At 61.7% G+C, this 25,402-nt stretch carries 20 protein-coding genes; 5 read left to right on the plus strand and 15 right to left on the minus strand.

Features of this window, described 5'->3' with window-relative positions; genetic code table 11:
* Positions 1 to 7: 7 nt before the first annotated feature.
* Positions 8 to 940 (minus strand): PfkB family carbohydrate kinase, encoded by a 933-nt coding sequence (locus ABTW55_RS01240; protein WP_060422918.1) that lies wholly within the window; start codon positions 938 to 940, stop codon positions 8 to 10.
* Entirely contained in the window at positions 937 to 2,334 is a 1,398-nt protein-coding gene (locus tag ABTW55_RS01245; protein ID WP_033649075.1) for a cytosine permease, read from the minus strand. Before ABTW55_RS01245 ends, ABTW55_RS01240 begins: the two co-directional genes overlap by 4 nt.
* Before the next feature lie 658 nt (positions 2,335 to 2,992).
* Between ABTW55_RS01245 and ABTW55_RS01250 the strand changes: the two genes are divergently transcribed.
* Both ABTW55_RS01250 and ABTW55_RS01255 read left to right on the plus strand, forming a co-directional pair.
* Positions 2,993 to 3,727 carry a GntR family transcriptional regulator gene (locus tag ABTW55_RS01250; protein ID WP_033654833.1) on the plus strand — a complete coding sequence of 245 codons (735 nt, stop codon included), beginning with the start codon at positions 2,993 to 2,995 and terminating at the stop codon, positions 3,725 to 3,727.
* A gap of 80 nt (positions 3,728 to 3,807) precedes the next feature.
* Positions 3,808 to 5,976: a YgiQ family radical SAM protein gene (locus ABTW55_RS01255; RefSeq protein ID WP_060422921.1), complete on the plus strand. Its 2,169-nt coding sequence runs from the start codon at positions 3,808 to 3,810 to the stop codon at positions 5,974 to 5,976.
* 63 nt (positions 5,977 to 6,039) lie between these two features.
* On the opposite strand, the gene ABTW55_RS01260 is transcribed toward ABTW55_RS01255, so the two are convergent.
* The 3 genes from ABTW55_RS01260 to yqhD all read right to left on the minus strand — a co-directional run bounded on the left by ABTW55_RS01260 (position 6,040) and on the right by yqhD (position 9,063).
* A complete protein-coding gene (locus ABTW55_RS01260) occupies positions 6,040 to 6,645 on the minus strand; it encodes a transglycosylase SLT domain-containing protein (RefSeq protein ID WP_033649078.1) in 606 nt (201 codons plus the stop codon).
* Between the two features lie 142 nt (positions 6,646 to 6,787).
* Positions 6,788 to 7,612 carry a 2,5-didehydrogluconate reductase DkgA gene (gene dkgA, locus ABTW55_RS01265; protein WP_033654835.1) on the minus strand — a complete coding sequence of 275 codons (825 nt, stop codon included), beginning with the start codon at positions 7,610 to 7,612 and terminating at the stop codon, positions 6,788 to 6,790.
* 287 nt (positions 7,613 to 7,899) lie between these two features.
* The gene (gene yqhD / locus ABTW55_RS01270; RefSeq protein WP_060422924.1) at positions 7,900 to 9,063 is read right to left on the minus strand and encodes an alcohol dehydrogenase; all 1,164 of its coding nucleotides are present in this window, start codon (positions 9,061 to 9,063) and stop codon (positions 7,900 to 7,902) included.
* A 226-nt stretch (positions 9,064 to 9,289) separates the two neighbouring features.
* On the opposite strand from yqhD, the gene ABTW55_RS01275 reads away from it, so the two are divergent.
* The gene (locus ABTW55_RS01275; RefSeq protein WP_194243347.1) at positions 9,290 to 10,177 is read left to right on the plus strand and encodes an AraC family transcriptional regulator; all 888 of its coding nucleotides are present in this window, start codon (positions 9,290 to 9,292) and stop codon (positions 10,175 to 10,177) included.
* A gap of 67 nt (positions 10,178 to 10,244) precedes the next feature.
* On the opposite strand, the gene ABTW55_RS01280 is transcribed toward ABTW55_RS01275, so the two are convergent.
* Entirely contained in the window at positions 10,245 to 10,907 is a 663-nt protein-coding gene (locus ABTW55_RS01280) for a DedA family protein (RefSeq protein ID WP_033636044.1), read from the minus strand.
* A gap of 130 nt (positions 10,908 to 11,037) precedes the next feature.
* Positions 11,038 to 12,249 carry a cystathionine beta-lyase gene (gene metC, locus ABTW55_RS01285; protein ID WP_060422927.1) on the minus strand — a complete coding sequence of 404 codons (1,212 nt, stop codon included), beginning with the start codon at positions 12,247 to 12,249 and terminating at the stop codon, positions 11,038 to 11,040.
* A gap of 431 nt (positions 12,250 to 12,680) precedes the next feature.
* Between metC and exbB the strand changes: the two genes are divergently transcribed.
* Positions 12,681 to 13,658, plus strand: coding sequence for a tol-pal system-associated acyl-CoA thioesterase (exbB, locus tag ABTW55_RS01290; protein ID WP_072264955.1), 978 nt, complete (start codon positions 12,681 to 12,683; stop codon positions 13,656 to 13,658).
* A gap of 3 nt (positions 13,659 to 13,661) precedes the next feature.
* Positions 13,662 to 14,084: a TonB system transport protein ExbD gene (gene exbD / locus ABTW55_RS01295; protein ID WP_004937307.1), complete on the plus strand. Its 423-nt coding sequence runs from the start codon at positions 13,662 to 13,664 to the stop codon at positions 14,082 to 14,084.
* 59 nt (positions 14,085 to 14,143) lie between these two features.
* Here exbD and ABTW55_RS01300 read toward each other — a convergent pair whose 3' ends face one another.
* From ABTW55_RS01300 to ABTW55_RS01335, 8 genes are all read right to left on the minus strand, one after another.
* Positions 14,144 to 15,187, minus strand: coding sequence for a LacI family DNA-binding transcriptional regulator (locus tag ABTW55_RS01300; protein ID WP_060422930.1), 1,044 nt, complete (start codon positions 15,185 to 15,187; stop codon positions 14,144 to 14,146).
* A gap of 21 nt (positions 15,188 to 15,208) precedes the next feature.
* A complete protein-coding gene (locus tag ABTW55_RS01305; protein WP_060423071.1) occupies positions 15,209 to 16,618 on the minus strand; it encodes a sucrose-6-phosphate hydrolase in 1,410 nt (469 codons plus the stop codon).
* Positions 16,618 to 17,988, minus strand: coding sequence for a sucrose-specific PTS transporter subunit IIBC (locus tag ABTW55_RS01310; RefSeq protein ID WP_033636041.1), 1,371 nt, complete (start codon positions 17,986 to 17,988; stop codon positions 16,618 to 16,620). The genes ABTW55_RS01305 and ABTW55_RS01310 overlap by 1 nt, the downstream gene beginning before the upstream one ends.
* A gap of 63 nt (positions 17,989 to 18,051) precedes the next feature.
* A complete protein-coding gene (locus tag ABTW55_RS01315; RefSeq protein WP_033654846.1) occupies positions 18,052 to 19,461 on the minus strand; it encodes a carbohydrate porin in 1,410 nt (469 codons plus the stop codon).
* A 193-nt stretch (positions 19,462 to 19,654) separates the two neighbouring features.
* Positions 19,655 to 20,581, minus strand: a complete 927-nt coding sequence (locus ABTW55_RS01320) for an aminoimidazole riboside kinase (protein ID WP_060422933.1) — start codon at positions 20,579 to 20,581, stop codon at positions 19,655 to 19,657.
* A 180-nt stretch (positions 20,582 to 20,761) separates the two neighbouring features.
* Complete coding sequence (abgT, locus tag ABTW55_RS01325; RefSeq protein ID WP_028127596.1) at positions 20,762 to 22,288, minus strand: p-aminobenzoyl-glutamate transporter; 1,527 nt, start codon at positions 22,286 to 22,288, stop codon at positions 20,762 to 20,764.
* 100 nt (positions 22,289 to 22,388) lie between these two features.
* On the minus strand, positions 22,389 to 23,840 hold the full coding sequence (locus ABTW55_RS01330) for a M20 family metallopeptidase (protein ID WP_060422936.1): 1,452 nt from the start codon (positions 23,838 to 23,840) through the stop codon (positions 22,389 to 22,391).
* Positions 23,837 to 25,153: a M20 family metallo-hydrolase gene (locus ABTW55_RS01335; RefSeq protein WP_049235426.1), complete on the minus strand. Its 1,317-nt coding sequence runs from the start codon at positions 25,151 to 25,153 to the stop codon at positions 23,837 to 23,839. Before ABTW55_RS01335 ends, ABTW55_RS01330 begins: the two co-directional genes overlap by 4 nt.
* Between the last annotated feature and the right edge of the window lie 249 nt (positions 25,154 to 25,402).

The raw sequence follows: 25,402 nt of genomic DNA on the forward strand, positions 1-25,402 counted from the left end.
TGAAACGTCAGGCCTGCGGGAAGCGCTGTTGCAACTGCTGCCGGTCCGGCGGATTGGCGGCGCCGAGGCTGGCCACCACGCAAGCGGCGACCCGGTTGGCCAGATCGACCGCCTGCGGCAGCGGCCAGCCGGCGGACAGGCCCGCCAGCAAACCGGCGCAGTGGGCATCGCCCGCGCCGATGGTGTCGACGACGTCTACCGGATAGGCGGGCACGTGCAGCGGCGGCGTGCGGCCGTCGCAGATCCACGCGCCGTAGCGATCCAGGCGGCAAATCAGCGTCAGGTTACGGGCGGCGGCATAGCGCTGCGCGGCCTCCACGGCGTCGCCGCCGCCGCACAGCGCGGCCACTTCGTCGCGGTTGAGCGTCAATAGGGTGTGGCTGTCGCTGAGCATGGCGAAGAAATCTTCGCTGAGCTGAGCGATGCGCGGGCCGGGATCGATCAGGCGCGGTTGGTCGAACGGCATGCGCGTCAGCCACTCGCGCAGCGCCTCGCCGCTTTCGCCCGCCAGCTCGTAGCCGCTGGCGTAGATCAGGGTGTGCTCCGTCAGCGGCAGCGTCGCCAGCTGCGCTTTATTCCATTGGCTTTCGCAGCCGGAAACCGTGATGAAGGTGCGTTCACCGTTTGGCTCCACCAGCGCCAGGCACCAGCCGTTGTCCATCTGGCCGTGGCGCAGCAGCACCTCCAGCCCCAGCTCGCCCATGGCGGCTTCGGCAGCCGCGCCCCATTCGCCGTTGCCAACCGGCATGCCGTTAATCACCGGCGTTTCCAGGCGCACCAGCGCGCGCGCCACGTTGAACGCGCAGCCGCCGATTTGCCGCGCCTGCGGCTGGGCTTCGATATCTTCGCCGCTGGTCGGCAGGCGCGGCAGCGTCATCACCAGATCGCCGACCGCGCCCCCAATCACCAGGACAGGTGTTACAGCTTCCCACTCACTCATTGATGTTCTCTGCGTTGGGTCAGGTACAGACCGTAAGCGATCAGACTCACCGCGAACGACACAAACAGCCCCAGGCTGGAATCGGCGAACAGGCCTTTGGCCAGCGGGCCGTCGATAAAACCGGTTTTGGTGACCAGCAGGCCGCACAGGGCGCCGAGGAACCAGCAGAACAGCGGGGCTTTGCGCACGCCGCGGTTCTGGCCATGCAGGCCGTACAAAGCGTTGCCATCATACCCGTGGCGGCGGCGCAGGCACAGGTAATCGAGCAGGAAAATCGCCTCCCAGGCCGCCAGGAAGACGCCGCAGAACACCAGGAAGGAGATGAACGGCCCCATGAAATCACCGGAGATGAACAGCACATACAGGGCGATGCCCAACACCACCACCGCGTCGATCGACACCGCCAGCCACTGCTTGACCTGCACGCCGATAGTCAGCAGGTTAAGGCTGGCGGAATACAGGCTGAGCACCGCGATGGTGACGATGCCGGCGGTGGCGGCCAGCAGATAAGGAATGGCCATCCAGGCGGGCAGCACCGAGCCTATCAGTGCGATGGGGTTGGCGGCGCTGGCCAGATCGGGCAGCTGCACGGAAAGCAGGATGCCGGCCAGCATCAGCAGCATCAGCGGCAAACAGGCGCCGCCCATTACCGCGGCGAAAATGCTTTTGCTCGACGAGCTCGGGCTTTGATAGCGGCTGTAATCGGCGCCGGCGATCGCCCAACTGATGCCGGTACCGGCGGCAATCACCGATACCGCCGGCAGGAAGCCGGTCAACCAGCTGCCGGAAGGCAGCGCCAGCACCTGGCTCCACTCGGTGTTGAACAGGATATAGAGCACCACGATCAGCGTCATGGTGCCGAAGATGCGGCTGAACCAGCTTTGCATCCAGACCACGGTATTTTGCCCCAGCAGGCTGACGATGACAGTGAGCCCGCCGAACAGCAGCAGGCTGAGCGCGGTCAGCAGGTGGCTGCTACCCAACCCGAAGGCCTCGAACAGCGCCGCCAGCGTCAGGGTGCCGGTGATCACGTTGACCGCTTCCCAGCCCATCAGGTTGATCCAACTGAACAGGGTGGGCGCCACGTTGCCCTTCAGGCCGAAAATCACCCGCGAGAGCGTCAGCGTAGAGGTGCGCCCGCGCTTGCCGGCGAAGCTGGTGAGACCGACCAGCACGAAGCTGGCGACGCCGACCAGCGCGGCGAGTACCGATTGCAGGAAGGATAAGCCGAAGCCGACGATAATGGCGCCGTACACCACGCCGAGAATGCCGATATTGGCCGCCGACCAGATCCAAAACAGCTCGATGGGCTTGCCGGTCTGTTCCGCGTCCGGCACCCGATCGATACCGGTGCTTTCTACCTTCCATGCTTCATTGCGATTGATATCGGTCATAGCAAATGATCCCTGTAGCGCAGGGCCGCGAGGGCCGCCGCAGTTGACTGAAAATCGATTCCGTTGGCGCGGTTGACGCCGGCTATTCCGTTGTCGGTGAAGACGCCGATTCCGCGCAGTGTGTAGCGGCTGATACCGCCGGGTCTGTCAAAGTGAGGGCGGTATCCGCCTTATCGGGTGAGGCACGTCGGCCGCACGGCGCCAATGAGTGTAGTCAAAGAGTGGGTCTGCAGCGGGGTTTGGCGAAGCGGGAACGTTTCTATTTGCCGACATCGATCCGTTGCGCCCACCGCGAGGGGATCCTGTGATGTGGCTATGAGCAGTGAGCAAGCTATCCATTAGCTACGTTGCTTATTCTCGGCCGTTTGTGCTGACAGTATATCCCCGCTACCGGCCATCAAGGGTATCCTTTAGGGCTGGCAGCGGGTTTTTTATTGTTTTTAAAGTGGGTCCCTGGTGTTGGTGCGATTGATGTATCAACATCAATAAGCACAGATTACGCGCGATCTAGATCCAATGAAAGTCCATTAGGCAAAATTTGTGATGCCACTCTGAAAACATTAGCGATATTTTAGTTAAGGTGAGGGGCTTATCGCCGGATCGGCGATAGGATAAAAAACGAAATCCAGACAAATGGCATAGGTAAGAGGGCGGGCGAATGACGGATTTTATGGCCTGGCTGCGTGGCCATCTGGCGCAGGGGGCGGTAGCGCCGCGTTATATTCAGCTGGCGATGGCGATAGAAACCGCGATCAGGCAGCAGGTGCTGGCGGCGGAGGCGTTTTTGCCGCCCGAACGGCAGATGGCGGAAGGCCTGGCGCTGTCGCGCGTCACCGTCAGCAAGGCGATGAAACTGCTGGAGGAGAAGGGGCTGATTTTGCGACAGCAGGGCGTTGGCACCCGCGTGGCGATGCACATTGGCTATTCCCTCGATAAGGACAGCGGTTTCACCGCTCAGGCGCTGCGTCACGGCAGCAGCGTCAGCAATCGATGGCTGCTGCGCACCCGGGTCGGCGCGCCGGCCAAGGCCGCAGCGGCGCTGGGGCTGACGGAAGGGGATGAGGTGGTCAAACTGCGGCGTTTGCGCTTGCTGAACGGCAGCCCGGTCTCGCTGGAAACCACCTATATTCCGCCGCGCTTCCTGCCCGAACCGGGGCAGCTGGAACATTCGCTGTATGCGTTATGGCAATCGCGCGGCATCGTGCCCGAAGATAAACACTTTCTGCTGAAGGCGGTATCCTGCAGCGACGAGGTCGCCGAGCTGCTCAACGTGCCGTGCGGTGCGCCGTTGTTGCACATCACCCAGACCAGCCGCAATGCCCAGGGTGAGGCGCTGGAGTTCAGCGATATCTTGTGCCGCAGCGACGTTTATGAATTCGAAGTGAACGGTTAGCGAAATAACCATGCTCTTTTTGCAGCTAGTGCGTATAATCGCCGCCCGGCGATTAATTAACCTGTAAAAAGAGCAGCAGAATGAGCACCACCAGCCTGATCCAACCCGATCGTGAACTGTTTTCCTATAAGCCTTATTGGGCGGAATGTTTTGGCACCGCGCCGTTTTTACCGATGTCGCGAGCAGAGATGGATCAACTGGGCTGGGACAGCTGCGATGTGATCATCATCAGCGGCGACGCCTATGTCGATCACCCGAGCTTTGGCATGGCGATCATCGGCCGCATGCTGGAAGCGCAGGGCTTCCGCGTCGGCATCATCGCGCAGCCGGACTGGAGCAACAAAGAAGACTTCATGCGGTTGGGGAAACCGAACCTGTTCTTCGGCATCACCGCCGGCAACATGGACTCGATGATCAACCGCTATACCGCCGATCGCAAACTGCGCCACGACGATGCCTACACCGCCGGCAACGTCGGCGGCAAACGCCCGGATCGCGCCACCCTGGTCTACAGCCAGCGCTGTAAAGAAGCCTACAAAGACGTGCCGATCGTGCTGGGCGGCATCGAAGCCAGCCTGCGCCGCATCGCCCACTACGATTACTGGTCGGATACCGTGCGCCGCTCGGTGCTGGTGGATTCCAAGGCCGACATGCTGATCTACGGCAACGGTGAACGCCCGCTGGTGGAAGTGGCGCATCGCCTGGCCGCCGGTGAGAAGATTGGCGACATCCACGATATTCGCAATACCGCCGTAATGCGCAAAGAAGCGCTGCCGGGCTGGAGCGGCGTGGATTCCACCCGCCTCGACAAGCCGGGCCGCATCGAACCTATCCCGAACCCGTACGGCGACGATCTGCCGTGCGCCGACGGCGCCAAGCCGAAAGAGCCGGAAGCCAAGCCTGTCACCGTGCGCGCCGCCAAGCCGAAGCCGTGGGAGAAGACCTATGTGCTGCTGCCGTCCTTCGAGAAAGTGAAGGGCGACAAGGTGCTGTATGCGCACACCTCGCGCATTCTGCACCATGAAACCAACCCGGGCTGCGCCCGTGCGCTGATGCAGAAACACGGCGACCGCTACGTGTGGATCAACCCGCCGGCGATCCCGCTGACTACGCTGGAGATGGACAGCGTCTTCGCGCTGCCTTATCAGCGCGTGCCGCACCCGTCCTACGGCCAGGATCGCATTCCGGCCTATGACATGATCCGTTTCTCGGTGAATATCATGCGCGGCTGCTACGGCGGCTGCTCGTTCTGTTCGATCACCGAGCATGAAGGGCGCATCATCCAGAGCCGTTCGGAAGATTCGATCGTTCGCGAAATCGAAGAGATCCGCGACAAGGTGCCGGGCTTTACCGGCGTGATCTCCGATCTCGGCGGCCCGACCGCCAACATGTATATGCTGCGCTGCACCAACCCGCGCGCCGAGCAGACCTGCCGCCGCGCCTCGTGCGTGTATCCGGAGATCTGCACCTACATGGACACCAACCACGAGCCGACCATCAAGCTGTATCGCCGCGCGCGTTCGCTGGAGGGCATCAAGAAGATCCTGATCGCCTCCGGGGTTCGTTACGATCTGGCGGTGGAAGATCCGCGTTATATCAAGGAGCTGGCGACCCACCACGTCGGCGGCTACCTGAAGATCGCGCCGGAGCACACCGAAGAAGGGCCGCTGTCGAAGATGATGAAGCCGGGCATGGGCAGCTACGATCGCTTCAAGCAGCTGTTTGATCACTATTCGAAGCAGGCGGGCAAAGAGCAGTACCTGATCCCGTACTTCATCTCGTCGCATCCGGGCACCCGCGATGAAGACATGGTGAACCTGGCGCTGTGGCTGAAGAAGAACCGTTTCCGCCTTGATCAGGTGCAGAACTTCTATCCTTCGCCGATGGCCAACTCCACCACCATGTATTACAGCGGCAAAAACCCGCTGAGCAAGGTGGGGTACAAGAGCGAAGACGTGGTGGTGCCGCGCGGCGATCGCCAGCGCCGCCTGCACAAGGCGCTGCTGCGTTACCACGATCCGGCCAACTGGGCGCTGATCCGCGCCGCGCTGGAAGAGATGGGGCTAAAGCACCTGATCGGCAGCCGCCGCGAGTGTCTGGTGCCGGCGCCGAGCATCGACGAGCAGCGCGAAGCGAAACGCCTGCAGCGCCATACCCGGCCGGCGCTGACCAAACATACCGATATCAATCGGCAGCGCACGCCGTCCAACCGGCCGCCGCGCAAACCGATTCGCAAAGCCAAGCCGTAACGGCCACGCCGCGGGCGCAAACAAAAAGGAGAACCCTCGGGTTCTCCTTTTTACTTTTACTCATCACAGCCGATCGTAGGCGGCTTCCACTTTCATCAAATGGCGCGGCGCCTGCGGAGCGGGATGGTATTTGCGCACGTGCCAGTTAAAGGCTTCCGGCGACAGGTTGTTGATCATCGCGATGGCCTGCTGGCGGTTGCTGGAGAAGGTGCGCAGCAGCGCGCCGGTGCCGTTGACGTAGGCGATGATGGTGGCGTAGCGCAGCGTAACGGGATTGGCGATCCCTTTAAGCTGTTGTTTTTGCAAGGTGGCCAGATAGGCGGCGCCGAGATCGATATTGGTGTCGGGATCCAGCAGATCGTCATCGTCCGGGCAACCGCGTTTGCCTTTGTAACGATAGGCGTCGCAGCCGGCGGTATCGGCTTTCAGCTGCATCAGGCCGATCGCATTGGATCTGCTCACTGCGGCGGGGTTGAAACCGGACTCCACCTGGATCATGGCGGTGATCAGCTTGGCGTCTACGCCGTATTCGCTGGCGGCGTCTTTAATGGCGCTGTCGAAGGCGTGGCGATCGTAGCTGACGCGCTGTTTCTTGCCGGCGCAACCCGCCAGCACCAGCATGATGCAAAGCATGCCCAGCCGTGACCCGTGTGAGAAAGAGAATTTCATGGTGCTCCGTGCTTGTCTGTTTTTTAACGGTATTAACCGGCGGGCGGAGCCTCCGGCGTCGTCATCATAACGTCAGGCGGCGCAAGGGAGCAATGTGCGGAAAGGAAAAGCCCCCTCCGGCGGGAGAGGGCTTGGGGAGGAATTACAGGGTATCCGGATCCGGCCCGAGGCGGTTGCCGATGTCCAGCTTGGCGATCTCTCCCAGTTCGTCCTTATCGAGTTTGAAATCAAACACCTCGAAGTTTTCGCGGATGCGCGACGGCGTGACCGATTTCGGGATCACGATCAGGCCGCTGTCCAAGTGCCAGCGCACCACGATCTGCGCCGGGGTTTTCTCGTATTTTTCGGCCAGCGCCTTGATCAGCGGCTGGTCGAACACCCCTTCACCGCCCTGCGCCAGCGGGCTCCAGGATTCGGTGGCGATGTGGTGCGTGGCGTTCCAGGCACGCAGCTGGCGCTGTTGCAGCAGCGGATGCAGCTCTATCTGATTGACGACCGGCGCCACGTTGGTTTCATCCAGCAGGCGCTGCAGGTGCGGCGTATGGAAGTTGCATACGCCGATGCTTTTCACCAGGCCTTGATCGCGCAGTTTGATCAGTTCGCGCCAGGCGGAGACGTATTGATCCTGCTGCGGGCGCGGCCAGTGGATCAGGTACAGATCCACATAGTCCAGCTTGAGTTTTTCCAAACTGGTTTCCAGCGCCGCCAGCGGATCGCCCTGATCGTCGTTCCACAGCTTGGTGGTGATGAACAGGTCGCTGCGCGGCAGCGAGCTGGACTGCAGCGCGGCGCCGACGCCTTCCTCGTTCTTGTAGATCGCGGCGGTGTCGATGGAGCGGTAACCGATCTCCAGCGCTTTGCTCACCGCGCGGGTGGTCTCTTCAATACTCGCCTGCCAAACGCCGAGACCCAACTGCGGCATCAGATTACCATCGTGGAGTTTGATGATGGGTTGTTGCGTTGTCATGCGCATCTCCTTGTGTACGGATTGCGGCGCCTGCGGCACCGAAACGGCTATAGATAAATTCTAGTTGGCAAAGTGGGCGGTTGCCGGGTTTGCCAGCCTAATTTCAGCGGTGGCGGGAGGGCGATTTTCTCCCCGCTCTCCCTGCGAATGAGCGGTAAGACGGGTGGTGCGAAACGATCGGCGGCGCGCTGAGGCGCCTGACGGCGCCCGGTGATCGGCCGGGCGCCGGATGCGGCGAAAAATGGCTGACGGAGACTAAAGCCTAGCAAAAAATCGCCGTTTTGCGATTAACGCGCCGCTTCGTAAATGCGGCGGCTGACGTCCAGGGTAATGTCCTGATGCTCTCCCAGGGCGGTCATGCCGTGCTGATGCAGCTTGTCGAGCAGCGCCGGAATGCTGCTGCCGTCGAGCTGATAATCCGCCATGCGGGTCGGTACGCCCATCTGCTCGAAGAAGGCGCGAGTGGCGGCGATGGCGCCGTCGATGCGGCTGTCTTCGCTGCCTTCGCGCAGGCCCCAAACGCGGTCAGCGTACTGCAGCAGTTTTGCGCGCTTCTGCGTTTTCTTCTCGTGCAGCAGCGCCGGCAGCACGATGGCCAGCGTTTGCGCGTGGTCGAGATCGTGCATGGCGGTCAGCTCGTGGCCCAGCATGTGGGTTGCCCAGTCCTGCGGCACCCCGGCGCCGATCAGGCCGTTCAGCGCCATGGTGGCGCTCCACATCACGTTGGCGCGCACCGCATAGTTTTCCGGTTCGGCCAGCGCGCGCGGGCCGTCTTCCAGCAGGGTCAGCAGCAGGCCTTCGGCGAAGCGATCTTGCACCTTGGCGTCGACCGGGTAGGTCAGATACTGCTCCAGGGTGTGCACGAAGGCGTCGACCACGCCATTGGCGATCTGGCGCGGCGGCAGCGAATAGGTCACCACCGGATCCAGCACGGCGAAGCGCGGTTGCACCAGCGGCGAGAAGAAGTGCTGCTTGTCGCCGCTGCTTTTACGGGTGATCACCGCGCCGCTGTTGGATTCGGAACCGGTGGCCGGCAGCGTCAGTACGCAGCCCATCGGCACCGCGTCGGCGATGTGGCTGCCGACGGTCTGCAGGATATGCCAGGCGTCGCCGTTGGCGGTATAACGGGCGGCGGCGGCGATGAACTTGGTGCCGTCAACCACCGACCCGCCGCCGACCGCCAGCAGGAAATCGATGTTTTCCGCCTTCACCACCTCGACCGCTTTCATCAGCGTTTCGTAGGTTGGGTTCGGCTCGATGCCGGAGAACTCCCGCACGTTGCGGCCGGCCAGCGCGCTATACACCTGATCCAGCACGCCGTTTTTCTTCACGCTGCCGCCACCGTAGGTGATCAGGATGCGTGCGTCCGCCGGGATCTGGCCGGCCACTTCGGCAATTTGGTCCTTGCCGAACAGGATTTTGGTTGGGGTATGCAGAATGAAGTTTTGCATGGTTGATTTCTCTCTTGCTGTCAGGCGGGCGCCAACGCGGCGCAAAGGTTTCTGGCCCGTATTGTCAGCAACCTGCCGGCAGCGCACAATGCACATTCCTGTTTGGTTCTTGCCTATTTCTACAATCCTCTGTAGGAATAGCGAATTTTAAATTATGATTTATGCCGAATCGTTCTGACTGTAAGAGGGTGTTTCCGTGATTGAAATCGATGCGCAGCGCAGCCGCATGGCGCGCCAGGCGATGGCTATCGCCACCGGCAACGGCTACACGCCGTCGCCGGTGCCGCGGGTGAAGATCCTGTATGTCGATCGCCACTGCCCGCGCCAACCGGTGATGTACGAACCGGGGATCGTCATCATCTTTCAGGGGCACAAGGTCGGCTATTGCGGCAGTAAGGTGTTCCAGTACGATCCGCGCAACTACCTGCTGATGACGGTGCCGCTGCCGTTCGAATGCGAAACCTTCGCCAGCCCGGAACTGCCGCTGGTTGGATTGGCGGTCAATATCGATACCCAAATGCTGCAGGATTTGCTGATCGACATCGGCGACGACGACTACCTGATGCAACCGCGGGCGGAGAGCAACGGGGTGAACCTGGCCGAGTTGACGGAAGCGCTGCTGTGCGCCACCGAACGCCTGCTGGACGTGATGGCCAAGCCGCTCGACGCCCGGGTGCTGGGGCCGCAGATCGTGCGCGAGATCCTTTACTACGTGCTGCGCGGCACCTGCGGCGCGTCGCTGCAGGAGTTGGTCAATCGCCATACCCACTTCAGCCAGATCGCCAAGGCGCTGCGGCGCATCGAACATCAGTATGCCGACAACCTCAACGTCGAGCAGTTGGCCGGCGAGGTCAACATGAGCGTCTCGGCGTTCCACCACAATTTCAAAGCGGTGACCAACACCTCGCCGCTGCAGTACGTGAAGTCGTACCGGCTGCATAAGGCGCGCCTGCTGATGGTGCATGACGGCCTGAAGGCCAGCACCGCGGCGATCCGCGTCGGCTACGAGAGCGCGTCGCAGTTCAGCCGTGAATTCAAACGGCTGTTCGGCATGACGCCGAGCGATGAAGTCGCCCGGCTGCGCGAGGCCAACCCGCTGCTGCTGGAGGGCTGAGCCGCGTTTACGGGGGCAGTGCGATCTTGCCGGGCGCTGGTCGAGAAGGCGCTGTAGCGCGCCGGATTTAGGAAGAGGAAGCGCGCTTTTTGCGCCAGATCACCAGCATGGCGCCCAGCAGGCCGACGAACAGCAGCAGCAGCGGCAGCAGCATCAGGCCGGTCATCACCTGGCTTTCGTAGCGTTTTACCAGAGGGATTTGACTGAAAGCGTAGCCGAGGCCCACCAGCGCACAGACCCAGATCGCCGCGCTCAGCCAGTTGAACACCTGGAAGCGCGAGCTGTTGAGCCCGGAAATGCCGGCCATGGTCGGCAGCAGCGTGCGCACGAAGCCGAGGAAGCGGCCGATCAGCAGCGCCGTCAGCCCGTGGCGATTGAACAGGTTGTGCGCGCGCTGGTGGTACTGCGCCGGCAGCTGCAGCAGCCAGCTCTTCACCAGGCCGGTGTGGCCCAGCCAGCGGCCCTGGATATAGCTCAGCCAGCAGCCGAGGCCGGCGGCGGCGGTCAGAATCAGCAGGGTGGGGGCAAAGCCCATCACGCCTTTGGCGATCAGCGCGCCCGACAGCAGCAGCAGGCTGTCGCCGGGGAGGAAGGAGGCGGGCAGCAGTCCGTTTTCCAAAAACAGGGTGGTGAAAAGTACGGCGTAAACCACCCAAATTACGCTTGGATCGGCGAGGGCGATAAAGTCCTGCTGCCAAAGCGCATGAATAATCTCTCGTAATACATCCATTTTATGTCCTGTTGCATGCCGGTTGCGCCCGGGGTCACGTTCTCCAGGATGCGGCGGTTACCGTATCTGACAGTTACCCGATTAGTGTACCGCTAATAGCTTAAGCCGACATTAAACAAGGCGAAGAAAATTACCGGAATCCGTCTTGGCGCACGCCGTTGAGGCGATCGAAGCCGGCCGCCAGATCGGCGATCAGGTCTTCGACGTTCTCCAGGCCGATGTGCAGGCGCACCAGCGTGCCGGAGAAATCGACGCCGCCCGCCGGACGGATCGCTTCCAGCTCTTCCGGCTGATTGGCCAGGATCAGCGACTCGAAGCCGCCCCAGGAGTAGGCCATGCTGAAATGGCTGAAGTTGTCCAGGTAGGCGGCCAGCTGCGCATCATCCAGCCGCTCTTTCAGCACGAAGGAGAACAGCCCGTTGCAGCCGCTGAAGTCGCGGCGGTAGAACTCGTGGCCCTTGCAGCTGGGCAGGGCCGGGTGATTGACCGTCGCCACCTCCGGCCGTGCCGCCAGCCAGTTGGCGACTTCGATGCTGCTGCACTCGTGCTGCTTCAGGCGCACGCTCAGGGTGCGCAGGCCGCGGCTCGCCATGTAGGCGGTGTCGGCATCCACCATCTGCCCCATCAGGTAGGAGTACTCGCGCAACCGATCCCAACAGCGCGCGTTGGCGACGGCGGTGCCGAGCATGTAATCGGAATGGCCGATCAGGTATTTGGTGCCGGCCTGAATCGAAATGTCGATGTCGAAATCCAGCGCCTTGAACAGCACGCCCGCCGCCCAGGTGTTGTCGATCATGATCACCACCTCCGGCGCCACGGCGCGGATGGCCTGCACCATCGCCGGGATATCCTGCACTTCCAGGGTGATGGAGCCGGGGGATTCCAGGAACACCACGCGGGTATTGGGCTGGATCAGCGTGGCGATATCGGCGCCAATTAATGGATCGAAATAGGTGGTGCTGACGTTCATGCGGCCGAGGATATGGGTGCAGAAATCCTGGGTCGGTTCGTACGCCGAGCCGGTGACCAGCAGGTGATCGCCGGCGCCGACGAACGACAGGATCGCATTGGCTACCGCCGCCGCGCCGCAGGGGTACAGCACGCAGCCGGCGCCGCCCTCCAGCTCCACCATCGCATCCTGCAGCGCGAAGTGGGTCAGGGTGCCGCGTCGGCCGTAAAACAGCTCGCCGTGGGCGCGCTGCGCGGTGGCGTGTTTTTTGGCGGCGACGGAGTCGAAGACCAAAGAAGAGGCGCGTTGCGTGACGGGATTGACGGAGCCCTGGGTGTAGCGCTTGCCGCGGCCGGCGCCGATCAGCGTGGTTTCGATATGTTTTGACGTCATGGTACCTGGCTCACCTCTGGTTGCTCTGCACGTGCCCGTTTGCGATAGCCCTTACGTTATCATGAGTTAATATAGCCATCCAGACGTTTTAACTTCCAGATACAGAAACGGCTATAATTGGCTGCCGACTGCGCATTTCTCGCCTCATCCTTCTGCCGAGCGGCGAGAGAGAAGCCCATTCATCGGTCGAGATGCCGTTCGGCAGCGTGGCCTTGTTGCGCCGTTGTGGGGGAAAAGTAACGAAATAACCCCATAAAAGGGGCGTTTGGCGGTGAACGGACGTGGATTGGCGCTTTGCCGCGGGGTTGGCTAAAATTTTCTCGTTTATTTGGTAAATAATAATGAGAACTACTATCAATCCCCGGTTGGTTTGATATGATCGCACGCTGAATTATTCCTTAATTTTGATCGGTAATGGGTGGAGGCACAGCGTGAAAACGGCTGGCAAGAATTTAAATCAAGGATCGTTCGGCCAGGGCCGGGCGCAGTGGGGCAAGGCCTTTGGCCGCAGCCTGATGGCTTCAATGGTGTTGGTCGTGGGGCTGGCCGGCAGCGCGCAGGCGGCGCCGGCGGCCAATCCGGCCGTTACCGAAAGCGTTGCGCCGACCACCGCGCCTGCACCTGCAGCCGCCGCGCCGGAGAGCATCACGCCGGTGAACCCGGCGCCAACGATCCAGCCACCGGAAACCCGCGGCATGGATCTGTCCGTTTGGGGCATGTATCAGCACGCCGACGCGGTGGTGAAAGCGGTAATGATCGGCCTGGTGCTGGCCTCGATCGTGACCTGGACCATTCTGTTCTCCAAAGGCAGTGAATTGCTGCGCGCCAAACGCCGCCTGCGCCGCGAACAGCTGGCGCTGGCCGACGCGCGCTCGCTGGATGAAGCTTCCGAGCTGGCGCAAAACTTCGGCTCGCAGAGCGTCAGCGCTGTCTTGCTGAACGACGCGCAAAATGAGCTGGAGCTGTCCGCAGAGTCCAGCGACAACAACGGCATCAAAGAGCGTACCGGCTTCCGCCTCGAGCGCCGCGTGGCGGCCTACAGCCGCAACATGGGCCGCGGCAACGGTTTCCTGGCCACCATCGGCGCCATCTCGCCGTTCGTCGGCCTGTTCGGCACCGTGTGGGGCATCATGAACAGCTTCATCGGCATCGCCCATTCGCAGACCACCAACCTGGCGGTCGTGGCGCCGGGCATCGCGGAAGCGCTGCTGGCGACCGCGCTGGGCCTGGTCGCGGCGATCCCTGCCGTCGTTATCTACAACATCTTTGCCCGCGTCATCAGCGGCCATCGCGCCCAGGTAGGCGACGTGGCGGCGCAGGTCTTGCTGCTGCAGGGCCGCGATCTGGATCTGGCCGCGACGGCGGAAGCCAAGCGCTCACAGCACGCACACCAACTGCGGGCGGGGTGAGTCATGGCGATGCGCTTAAATGAAGATCTGGACGACAGCGGCGAACTGCATGAAATCAACGTGACGCCGTTTATCGACGTCATGTTGGTGCTGTTGATCATCTTTATGGTGGCCGCGCCGCTGGCAACGGTAGATATCCGCGTCGATCTGCCGGCTTCTTCCGCCAAACCGCAGCCGCGGCCGGAAAAACCGGTGTTCCTGTCGGTGAAGGCCGACAAGCAGCTCTACGTTGGCGATCAGCCGGTGAATGCCGATCAGCTGACTTCGGTGCTGGATCAACGCACTCAGGCCAACAAAGAAACCACCATCTTCTTCCAGGCGGACAAGAGCGTGGACTATGAAACGCTGATGAGCGTGATGGACACCCTGCGTAAAGCCGGCTACCTGAAAGTGGGGCTGGTGGGCATGGAAGGCGCCGCCAAGTAAGTAGCGGCAGCAAAACGATAAAGGGCGCTCAGGCGCCCTTTTTTATTGATTCAGAAATATCACTCCCCGGCCAACAACGCCCGCGAACCGGCATGGCGCCAGTGGATACGGCCCGGCAGATAAAGCGCGTTCTGTTCCAGCGGCCGCTCGTCGATGAGCGCGGTGACCTGGCTGAAGCTATGTTGCGCCAGCGCCCGGCAGTCCTGCGCCACCGTGTCTATCTTCAACGTCATGCAGTCGAACAGGTAGTGATCGTCGAAGCTGCACAGGTGGATGTCGCTTTCCATCAGCTGATGCTGAGTCAGATAACGCAATACCCCTTCCAACAGGCCGCAGGCGGCGGTGAACAGCGCTTTGGGCGGACGCCCCAGCTGCGCGCACAGCTGAGCGAACATCTCGTAACCCGAGCTGGGGTGATAGCTGCCGTTGATGATCCATTCCGGTTTGCACGATACGCCGGCGCGCTCCAGGCCAAGCTGGAAGCCGGCCAGCCGATCGCGAGTCGGTGAAATGCGCGGCTGCCCGCCGAGAAAATAGATCTCATCCGGATGCTGACGCGCGACCTTTTCCACCAGGTCGGCGGTCGAATTGACCGAATCGGTGATCACCAGCGGCAGTTCGGAACCGGCGATCAGGCGATCCATCTGCACCACCGGCAGCCCGGCGTTGATCTTCTGGTATTCCGCGTCGTTCAACTGGCTGGAAGCGACGATCAGGCCGTCGACCTGCCGCTGCACCAGACTGTTCACCGCCATCATCTCCTGCGCCGGGTTTTCATCGGTACAGGCGATCAACAGCTGCAGACCGGCCTCGCGGCACAGCGTTTCCAGCTCGCGCGAGATCACCGCAAAGCCGTAGTTGGTCATCTCCGGCACCACCAGCCCCAGCGTGTGGCTGCGGTTGGAGCGCAAAGAGCGGGCGTGGATGCTGGGCTGATAATGGTGTTCGTGCGCCAGCGCCAGAATGCGATCGCGGGTGTCGTCGGACACCCGGTATTCCTTGCTGCGGCCGTTCAGCACCAGGCTGGCGGTCGATTTCGACACCCCGGCCAGCGTGGCGATGTCACTGATGGTAATGCGTTTATTTTTTTTCACTGACGCCATCTGAAGTCATCGGAGGATGCGTCATTCTAGCATGCATGGCGTCAGCGGCCAGTATTCCAACGCCAGCGGCGCGCTCCCGTTCAGCCGCAGTTGCGGTTCAGCTGCCGGGAAGTAGCGCGCGCTCATCACCGCCTCGCCGTGGTTGATGAAAATCTCCACGCTGGAACGATCGAACAGCAGCTGCAGATGGGTGACCGGGCCGCGCCAGTAACGGTGCTCCGGCCTACCGTCGGCCAGGGAAGCGCGCGTCAGCTGCAGCCGTTCGCCGTCCCAGCTCAGCGTCATGGCGTCGCCAAAGTCGGCGCTGAACGCGCCCTGCGGCGTCAGCTGCAGCTCCGCGGCGCCCAGCGCATAGGCGGGGGCGTCATCGGCGTGGCCTTGCCAGCCAGCCCGCTCGCCGCGCAGCTGTTGCAGCTCGCGCGCCGGGCGCTGGTAGAGGCGGCCATGCTGCAGCGACAGCTCGCGCGGGCAGGTCATGGTGTGGATCCAGCCGTAACGGCGCGTCGGGTGGGCTTCTTCATCTTGCTCGGGTACGCCCATCCAGCCGAACAGCAGGCGGCGGCCATCTTCCGCCTGCGTCGTCTGGGGCGCGTAGAACTCGAAGCCGGCGTCCAGCTCGCGAAATTCGCCGTGGCTGAAGGCCGCCTGCCGGTAATCCAGCTTACCGAGCAGATAGCCGGCCTGATAACGGTTGAGATAGCGTTCCGGCTGCGGCGCCAGCCCCTGCGGGCAGCAGATCAACACGTCGTCGCCGTCCAGCGAGAACAGGTCCGGGCACTCCCACATGTAGCCGAATTCACCCAGGTCGTTCAGGCCGGAACCGGCGATCTCCCCCAGCGCTTGCCAGTCGCGCAGATCGCAGGAACGCAGCAGCAGCACCTTGCCGCGATCCTGCAAGTCACGCGCGCCGAGCACCATGTACCAGGCATCCTGATGACGCCACACTTTCGGATCGCGTACGTGGCCGCTGTAGCCCTCCGGCAGCGGCAGCACCGGCCCGAGTTTGCGGTATTCGCCCCGATCGCTTTCCTGAGCCAGGCATTGGTAAGCGGTGCGCGAGCCGTCGGGGAATTTCACGTTGCCGGTGTAGATCAGCGTGATTTTGTCTTCCGCCACCACCGCCGAGCCGGAGTAACAGCCGTGGCTGTCGTAACAGGCGCCCGGCGCCAGGGCGATCGGCTGATGTTCCCAACGCAATAAATCGGTCGATTGCCAGTGTCCCCAGCACTTGTTGCGATGATCGCAGCCCAGCGGGTTCCACTGATAGAACAGGTGATAAACGCCGTTGTGCTGGATAAAGCCGTTGGGATCGTTCAGCAAGCCAACGCTGGGCGCCAGATGCCAGGCCGGGCGGTGCGGATCGCGCAGTGCGCGTGGCTGGCCGTTCATTACCGCCCGCAGCGCCTGTTTGATTAAGCTGAGTTCTTCCATCATTGCGCGTCCGTTTTATATTTCAGCAGCAGGGAGAGCACGAAGGCGCTGCCAAAAGCGATCGCCAGGCCGATGATATAGCTGACCAGCGAACTGGCCTGCACGATCGCCATGCCGGGGATCGCCGTCAGCCCGACCGCATTCATGCCGACGTGGTTGGCCACCACCCAGGCGCCGCCGAGCGCGCCGCCCGCCAGCGCCGCCAGGAACGGTTTCACGAAGCGCAGGTTGATGCCGAACAGCGCCGCTTCGGTGATGCCGAGCATGGCGGAAAAGGCCGACGGCACCGCGATGGCTTTGATTTTGGCGTCGCGGGTTTTGAAATACACCGCCAGGCAGGCGCCGCCCTGCGCGATGTTGGCCATCGACCAGATCGGTAGCAGGAAGTTGACGCCGATATTGGGGTTGCCGAGCAGCCCGGCCTCTACCGCATGGAAACTGTGGTGAATGCCGGTGATGACGATAGCGGAATAGAGGCCGCCGAACAGCAGCCCGGCGAACCAGCCCGCATGGGCAATCAGCGTGCTGAGCACGAAGGAGATGCCGTCGCCCAGCGCGCGGCCGGCGGGGCCGATAAACAGCAGGGCGACAAAGCCCGAGATGACCACCGTCAGGAACGGCGTCAGGATCAGATCGAGCGCGTTGGGGATCACCTTGCGCAGCCGCTTTTCCAGCACGCTCATGAACCACACCGTCAGCAGCACCGGGAACACGGTACCCTGATAGCCGATCATGGCGATCTCCAGACCGAAGAAGTTCATGGTATGGAAACCCTCGGCGACGCCCCAGGCGTTGGTCAGCGCCGGATGCGTCAAAATGCCGCCGAGCGTGGCGCCCAGATAGGGGTTGCCGCCGAATTCACGTGCGGCGGTGAAGCCGATCAGAATCGGCAGGATAATGAACGCCGCCGAGCTGAACATATCCAGCATGATGAACAGCGCGCTGTTGGCATCGGCCCAGCCGTAGGTTTTCACCATGCCGAGCAGCCCCATCAGCAGGCCGGAAGCGACGATCGCCGGAATGATCGGCACGAAGATGTTCGACAGCAGGCGGGCGATGCGCTGCAGCGGGTTGAGCTTTTTCGCCGCGATATCGGCGGCTTCGGCCTTGCTGGATTCGCTGACGCCCGCCGCCTTGATGAATTCCGCATGCACCTTGTTCACCAGCCCGGTGCCGAAGATCACCTGGATTTGACCGGCGTTGCTGAAGCAGCCTTTGACGCCGTCCAGTTTGCCGATGGCCTCTTTGTCCACCTTGCTGTCGTCCACCAGCACCAGGCGCAGGCGCGTGGCGCAGTGGGCGGCGCTGGCGATATTCTCTTTACCGCCAAGCAGCGGCAACAGCGCGTTGGCGGTTGCGGTAATGTCCATGTTGTCCCCTTGCTAAATAAAAATGCCGCCGCGCCGTTTGCGGCGCAGCGCCGTGAATCGATGTCAGAAGAAATACTTGAATCTGGCGCGCATGCCGTAACGTTGATCGTTGTCGCCGTTGGCTATCTTGTTGTCGGCGTTGGCCTCCAGCAGCGACACATAGGCGCCTAAATACAGATTGAAATTCTTCATATTCATAATGTCAGGTATCTGATACGACGCGTGAACGGTGTGGATGTCGTAGTTGCCCGGTTCGCTGAGCGGGTTGTGGATATCGGCGGCGATCCCGGCGGTATTGAACTCTTTGATATTGTTATGGGCATAGATATAACCCAGTTCGAAGCGCCGCCACAGCACGTTGACGCCGGCGGTGAAGTCTTGCTCGCCTGAGGCATCCAGATAGGCGGTGCTCAGGTTGGCCACCACGCCGTTGTCCGGATCGGCGGCGCTGTTGTTCCAGCTCATCGTCATGCCGTAGCCGTTGCGCTTGGACTGATCGACGAAACGGCCCTGGCTGTCCCGATAGCCGTAGGCGTTATTCACCACGTTGCTTTCCATCGCCGCCGCGATGCTGAAGGCGTCTTTTTTCCAGGCGATCACCGGCCGTAAATAGGCGACGTTTTTCTTATTGTCCAGGGCGTTGCCGTGGTAGCTGTTGTCCTGGAACAGCGAAGTGCCGTCTTCCACCAGCGTGTTCAGCTCGAAATAGACATCACCGGCGTATTTGCTCAGCATCAGGTTGCCGCCGCTGCTGCTGCGGCCGCGGCCCTCTTTCATCATGTAGATATAGCCGAAGCCGTCGGCGTACAGATCGTTGGCGGTATTGCCGGAGTATTGAATGAAGGTGTCCTGATTCAGCGGGAACATGTCGTAGGCTTCAAAGCGGCCGATTTTGGTTTGCCAGTTCTTTTCATTGCCGAAGAAGAAGGCGGCGTCGTCCAGGTTCATTTTGCCGGTCATGTCCGCCAGCGGCTGCACGCTGAAGCCGGAGAAGTTGCCGTCCGGATTGCGGCGGTAGCCGTCCAGCCCGACCAGAATGCGGCCGTTGATATCCCAACGTTCTTTGTTGCCGGGCTTCCAGTCCTTGTGGTCGCTGCCTTTCAGCGACGTCAGCTGGCCGCTGCGGCTGGCGCCGTCCAGATTGAACTCCACATCCCCGTACAGCTTCAGGTCATTGAATCCGCTCAGCTGCAGCGCGCTGGCCGGGGCAACCGGCGTTTCCGGCGTGGCGGCCTGCTGCGCAATCTGTGCGGTTTGCCGTTCGGTGTTGGCGGTGCGTTGTTCCAGCTGTTGCGCCCGACGTTCCGCCGCCGTCGCGCGGGTTTCAGCCTGTGCGGCGCGCCGTTCCGCCTGCGCCAGACGTTGTTCCAGCGCGTTGAGACGCGCCTCGATGCTGCCGCTGCCCGAGGCCGCTGCGCTGGAAGCGGAGAGGAAAAGCCCTGTTGTTATCGCCAAATAGCTGAGTTTTTTCATCATCGTCTATCATCCGGGTAAGGGTTGTTATTATTGTTTGCTAAATTGCTAAACCGGTTTTTCATGGCGAAAGATAACGAGAGCGAAGCGAGCTGGCAACTCAGTTAGCTAACCCGATTCAGCTATTGTGATCGAGCGCGCAAATCGTGGGTAAAAGCACGGCGAACCTGCGGATCGCCGTGAATGCTGAAGATCAACGCAGGAAAGCGGCCAGCTCGTCGGCGCGGGGCAGGGCGGTCATGGCGCCTTTGGCGGTGGTGGCCAGCGCGCCGCAGGCCTGGGCCTGGGCGATAACCGCCGGCCATTGCGCTTCCTGCGGCAATTCGTGAAGGTGCGCCAGCGCCGCTAACAGCCCGGCGACGAAGGCGTCGCCGGCGCCGGTGGTATCGACCGGCACGATCGATGGCGCGTGGAAATGGCGCAGACGCTGCCCATCGTGTACGCAGACGCCGTCGCCGCCCAGCGTCACCAGCAGCAGGCGCAGCGGATAGGTTTGCATCATCCAGCGAATGGCGTTCTCCAGATCGTCAAGATGGCTGATGAAAGCCAGCTCTTCGCGCGACAGTTTCACCACGTCCGCCAGCAGCAGCGCCTTTTGCAGGCAGGGGCGCAGCGCTTCCGGCTGGCGCCAGACCTCTTCGCGGATGTTGGGATCGAAACTGACCCGGCCGCCGGCCGCCCGAATGCGTTCCATCGCCGTAAAGGCCGCGCTGCGGCTGGGCTCCTGTGAGAGCGCGATGGAGCAGAGGTGCAGCCATTCGCCCCGTTGGAAAACCGGCAGATCGTCGGGCTGCAAAAACAGATCGGCGCTGGGCTGCACCATAAACGTGAATGAGCGCTCACCCTGCAGATCGAGATCCACCACGACCGTGGAGGTGTGGTGTTCGGGATCCGGCCGCATATGGCTGATATCCACCCCTTCATCGCTCAGCACCCGCTGCAAAAAGGCGCCGAAGCTGTCTTGCCCCACTCGCCCGATAAAAGCGCTGTCGCCACCGAGCCGGGCGATACCCACCGCCACGTTAGCCGGCGCGCCGCCGGGGCATTTGAGATAACCGTTGGCATTTTCCGGCACCAGGTCGATCACGGCGTCGCCCAGTACCCATACGCGATTCATCATGCTTAATCCCTGTTTTTGTCCTTGTCAGATGGGGTGCTAAAATAGAAGAACCGTTTTAGCAAGGCAATAAAATGATGCGCTGGGGCGTTGGGAGGGTGAGGAAGATCAATTTTTTTTCGGGGATCGGGGGGAAGAGAACCCGCCCCGCGAGCCGGCTCGGGGGCGAGGTAGCGGGGCGGTTTAGCCCAGTTTCGGATACACGCCCGGGCCGATTGGCAACCCAAGCGCATACCAAACCAGCAGCAACAAAATCCACACGCTGAAGAACACCACAGGATAGGGCAGGATCAGCACGTAATAAGTGCCGAGCTGCGCGTCTTTGCGGTAGCGCTGCAGGAAGCCGAGGAACAGCGGCAGGAACGGCGACATTGGCGCCAGCGGCAGCACCGCAGAGTCGGCGATGCGAAAGATCATCTGGGCGAACGCCGGGTGGAAACCGAGCAGCATAAACATCGGCACGAAGATCGGCGCCAAAATTGACCAGATCGCCGAGCCGCTGGCGATGAACATGCACAGGAAGGCGGAGAGGAACATCAGGCCGAGAAATGCCGGCGCGCCACTCATGCCGGCGGCTTCCAGCATATCGGTCAGGCCGACGGCCATAAACTTGCCCATGTTGCTCCAGTTAAAGAACGCCACGAACTGCGACAGCGGAAACACCATCACGATAAAACCCGCCATGCTTTTCATCGGATCGAGCAAGTGGTGGGGAATGTCATCCGGCCGCCGGATCTGTTTGGTGACTACGCCATAGGTAATGGCGACGGTGAAGAAGAACAGGATGATGATCGGCACAATGCCCTTGATGAACGGAGAAGGGATCACCGAACCGGTGTTCGGGTCACGCAGCGGCGCGGCCTCCGGCACCACCAGAGCGGCGATGATGGCGATAAACACCAGCGCGGCGATCCCGCTCATCATCAGCCCCCGGTTTTGCAACGGGGTCAGCGCTGCGATTTTGTCTTCGGCGCCGCCTTGCCACTTCGGCAGCCGGGGCTCGATAAACTTGTCGGTGAGCAGCGCGCCGGCGATGGTCAGCACGATCACGGAGGTGGCCATAAAGTACCAGTTGTCGATTACGCTAACGTGAACCGCGCCATCCACCGCTTTGGTGGCTTCGGTGCTGATGCCGGAAAGCAATACGTCGGTGGTGACGATCAACAGGTTGGCGGTAAAGCCGGAGGCGACGCCGGCGATCGCCGCCAGCAGTCCGGCTATCGGGTGGCGGCCCACCGCCACAAACATCAGCGCGCCAAGGGGCGGCATCACCACCAGCGCGGCGTCCGACGAGATATGGCTGAAGAAGGCGATAAACAGCACCATATAACTGGCGTAGCGGGCGCTGACGCGCGAGGCCATTTTATACATCAGCGCCTGCAGCAGGCCGACCTTTTCCGCCAGGCCGGCGCCTATCACCAGCGCCAAAATAGCCCCCAGCGGCGCAAAGCTGCTGAAGTTATGGATGATGTTGGGAAATATCCACTGCATGCCCGCCACGCTCATCAGGTTATTGACCTTGATGAGCTCGCCGGTGGCCGGATTTTTCACCGCCACGTCGAGCCAGGAAAACAGCGCGGTGGCCAGCATAAGCACCAGGATCAAATAGACGAACAGTAAAAACGGATTGGGGATCTTATTGCCGATGCGTTCCACCCAGTAAAAAACGCGTCCGGGGCTTTTATTGATTGGCGTTGTGGCCTCACTCATGATTTTACCCTCTGTGTTTGCTCTGTTGTGTGATTGTTATTATTTGATTTATTTATAATTATGCTTAGTGGCCCGGTTCTCCGGGCCCTGTCTGTTCATGCTATTTCAATGGGGAGGGTTTCACCCCCTGCGGGATTGGGCAGCGGTACGGCTGTTCGGCGCGCCGGCGTTCAAACTCGCTGCGGCAGCGCGCCAGCAGAGCGCTGTCGCTCAGCAGATCGATGGCGGTCGCCGCCATCACCTTGCCGGCCAGGCACATGCCCTTATGGGCGATAGCGGTGCGGCCCTGCGCCACCAGTTGCCAGGTGTGCAGAGGGGTGCCGAGTGCGAAACAGGGGCTAAAGCATTGGGCAGTCGGCGCCACCCAGCTTACGTCGCCAACGTCGGTAGAACCGTACAGCAGGTCGTCGGATTCCACATAAGGAGCGACCTCGTCCATCAGCACCTTTTCTCCCAGCAACTGCACCCACTCGCGCCCGGCTGCGCCGCCGGTGCGGGCAATGTTGAGTTTGGCGTTGCGCAGATCGTCGCGGCTCAGCGTCTGGCGGATTTCCTCGGCGAAGCGGCGTTCGGCGTCGCTGTACTCGGGCAGACCGAAATCACACAGGTTTTGATACATCGCGCGTTCCAGGCTGCGGTTCGGCACATAGTTGGAGCAGGCCTTGTCGAAGCGCACTTCCATCTGGGTGTCAGTCATCAGCGCTGCGCCCTTGGCGATGTTAATCACCCGTTGGTAAATGTCCTGCGCCTGGTCGAGCTGCGGCGCGCGGATCAGGTACAACACCTCGGCGTCGGCCTGCACCACGTTGGGGGAGCTGCCGCCGGTGTTGGTGACCGCGTAGTGCAGCCGCGCTTCTTGCACGATATGTTCGCGCAGGAAGTTGGCGCCGGTATTCATCAGCGTCACCGCGTCCAGCGCGCTGCGCCCCAGGTGCGGCGAGTTGGCGGCATGGGCGGCGACGCCCTTGAAGTGAAACGCCGCCTGAATGTTGGCCAGCGTACTGGTATTGAACATGCCGCTGAAGCCTTCCGGGTGCCAGGTGAGGGCGGCGTCGACGCCGTCGAACAGGCCTTCGCGCACCATAAAGGTTTTGCCGGAGCCACCTTCTTCGCCCGGGCAACCGTAGAAGCGCAGGGTGCCGGTCAGCCGGTTTTGCTGCATCCACGCCTTGGCGGCGAAGGCGCCCGCCAGCGCCGCGGTGCCCAACAGGTTGTGGCCGCAGCCATGGCCGTTGCCGTTTTCCACCAGCGGCTGCGGCGTGGCGCGGCCCGCCTGCTGGCTCAGCCCGGCCAGCGCGTCGTACTCGCCCAGCAGCGCGATGACCGGGTGGCCGCTGCCGTAGCTGGCGATAAACGCCGTCTCGATGTCGCCTACGCCGCGCTCAACCGAGAAGCCTTCCTGCTCCAGCGCATCGGCCAGCAACGTGGCGGAATAGGTCTCGTTGAAGCGCGTTTCCGGGTGGTCCCAAATCGCGTCGCTCAGCGCGCTGAAGCGGGGCCGGCGTTGGTCAATGTAGTCGTTGATAAATGCCTGCAGTGCTGAGTTGCTCATGCTTCGCTCCCGAATGTCGGCAGGTTCAGCGCCAGCGATGCCAGCGTTTTCACAGCCACCGCCATCACCTGCTCGTTGAAGTCGAATTTTTCGTTATGGTGCCCGGCGCTCAGCTCGGTGCCGAAAATGACGTATGAGGCCTGGCCGCCGCGGGATTTCACCCGCTCCATCATGTAGGTGGCGTCTTCTGAACCCGCAGCCTGTTCGCGGCGATCGACCACCGAGGTCAGCTCGGTTACCTGCTGTGCCAGGCGGCGGATGTAATCCACCCACGGTTGGGTCGGTTTGCTGCTCTGCGCAGCGCCCATCAGCGCGATGTCGCAGGCGACGCCGTGCATCTTGGCTGCGCCTTCGATGGCGTTCAGCGCCTGCTGATAGACGAACGCGTTGATCTCATTGGTGGCGCCGCGCGTTTCCACCTTCATAAACGCCCGATCGGCGATCACGTTGCGGCCGGTGCCGGCCTGCAGCACGCCGACATTGATGCGCGAGCTGCCTTCGCTGTGGCGCGGGATGGCGTAAAGCCCCAGCGCAGCCTGGGCCGCTGCCAGCAGAGCGTTGCGACCGTCTTCCGGCCTGGCGCCGGCGTGGGAGGCGACGCCGCGGAAGGTGACGTCCAGCTTGCTGGTGGCCATAAAGCTGTCGCTGCCGCACACCAGCTCACCGGCCGGCACACCGGTGCCGATATGCACCGCGGTGAAGAAATCGACGTCGTCCACCACGCCGGCCTCCACCATCGATTTTGCGCCGCGGGTGCCTTCTTCCGCCGGCTGGAAGATCAGTTTGACGGTGCCGCTAAGCTGGGGCTCCAGGCTTTTGAAGACGTGCGCCAGCCCCAGGCCGATGGTGGTATGGCCGTCATGACCGCATGCATGCATCATGCCGCTGTTGCAAGAGGCGAAGCCTTCACGGAACGGCAGGTGTTCGGGTTCCAGCAACTCGTTGAGATCGAGGGCGTCCATATCCACGCGGTAGGCGATGGTTGGGCCGGGGCGGCCGGTATCGAGCGTTGCGACGATGCCGGCGAAGCCGCCGGAAAAGTGCGGCAACCATTTTTCCAACGCCCCCTGATTGCGGGCGCGCTGTTCCTGCGCTTCCAGCTCATCGGACGAAGGCAGCCCCATGCGAGACTCTGCCTTGATGACCTCGCGGCCCAGCTGCAGGCGATAACCCAGCCGATCGAGTTCTTCCGCCACCAGGGTAGCGGTGCGGAACTCAAACCAGCCGGACTCGGCATAGCGATGGAAGTCGCGGCGCCAGGCCTGCAATTGCGGGTACAAATCGGCCACCAACATCGAAAGCGAATTAGTCATAGTGATATCTCATAAGTTATCGCGCGCTGGATCGCTCCAGGCAGCAGTTATGCTCTGAACTGAAATCAGACGGTGAAGCTATTGCAAAGAAAAAGGTGTATTTGGTTACTAACTGCCGTGAATGGCGCTTATTGGCGCAGAAAATGCGCTTAATTAAGCGAAATAAGAATTTGGTTATTTATTATGTTTTTTCCGAATGTACACAATGGAATCTGGCTAAATAAGATGCCAATATCTTGCTATTGATAA

Origin of the sequence: Serratia sp. SM04 (assembly GCF_040280225.1) — a bacterium.
In the GTDB taxonomy this organism is placed as follows: Bacteria; Pseudomonadota; Gammaproteobacteria; order Enterobacterales; family Enterobacteriaceae; genus Serratia; species Serratia sarumanii.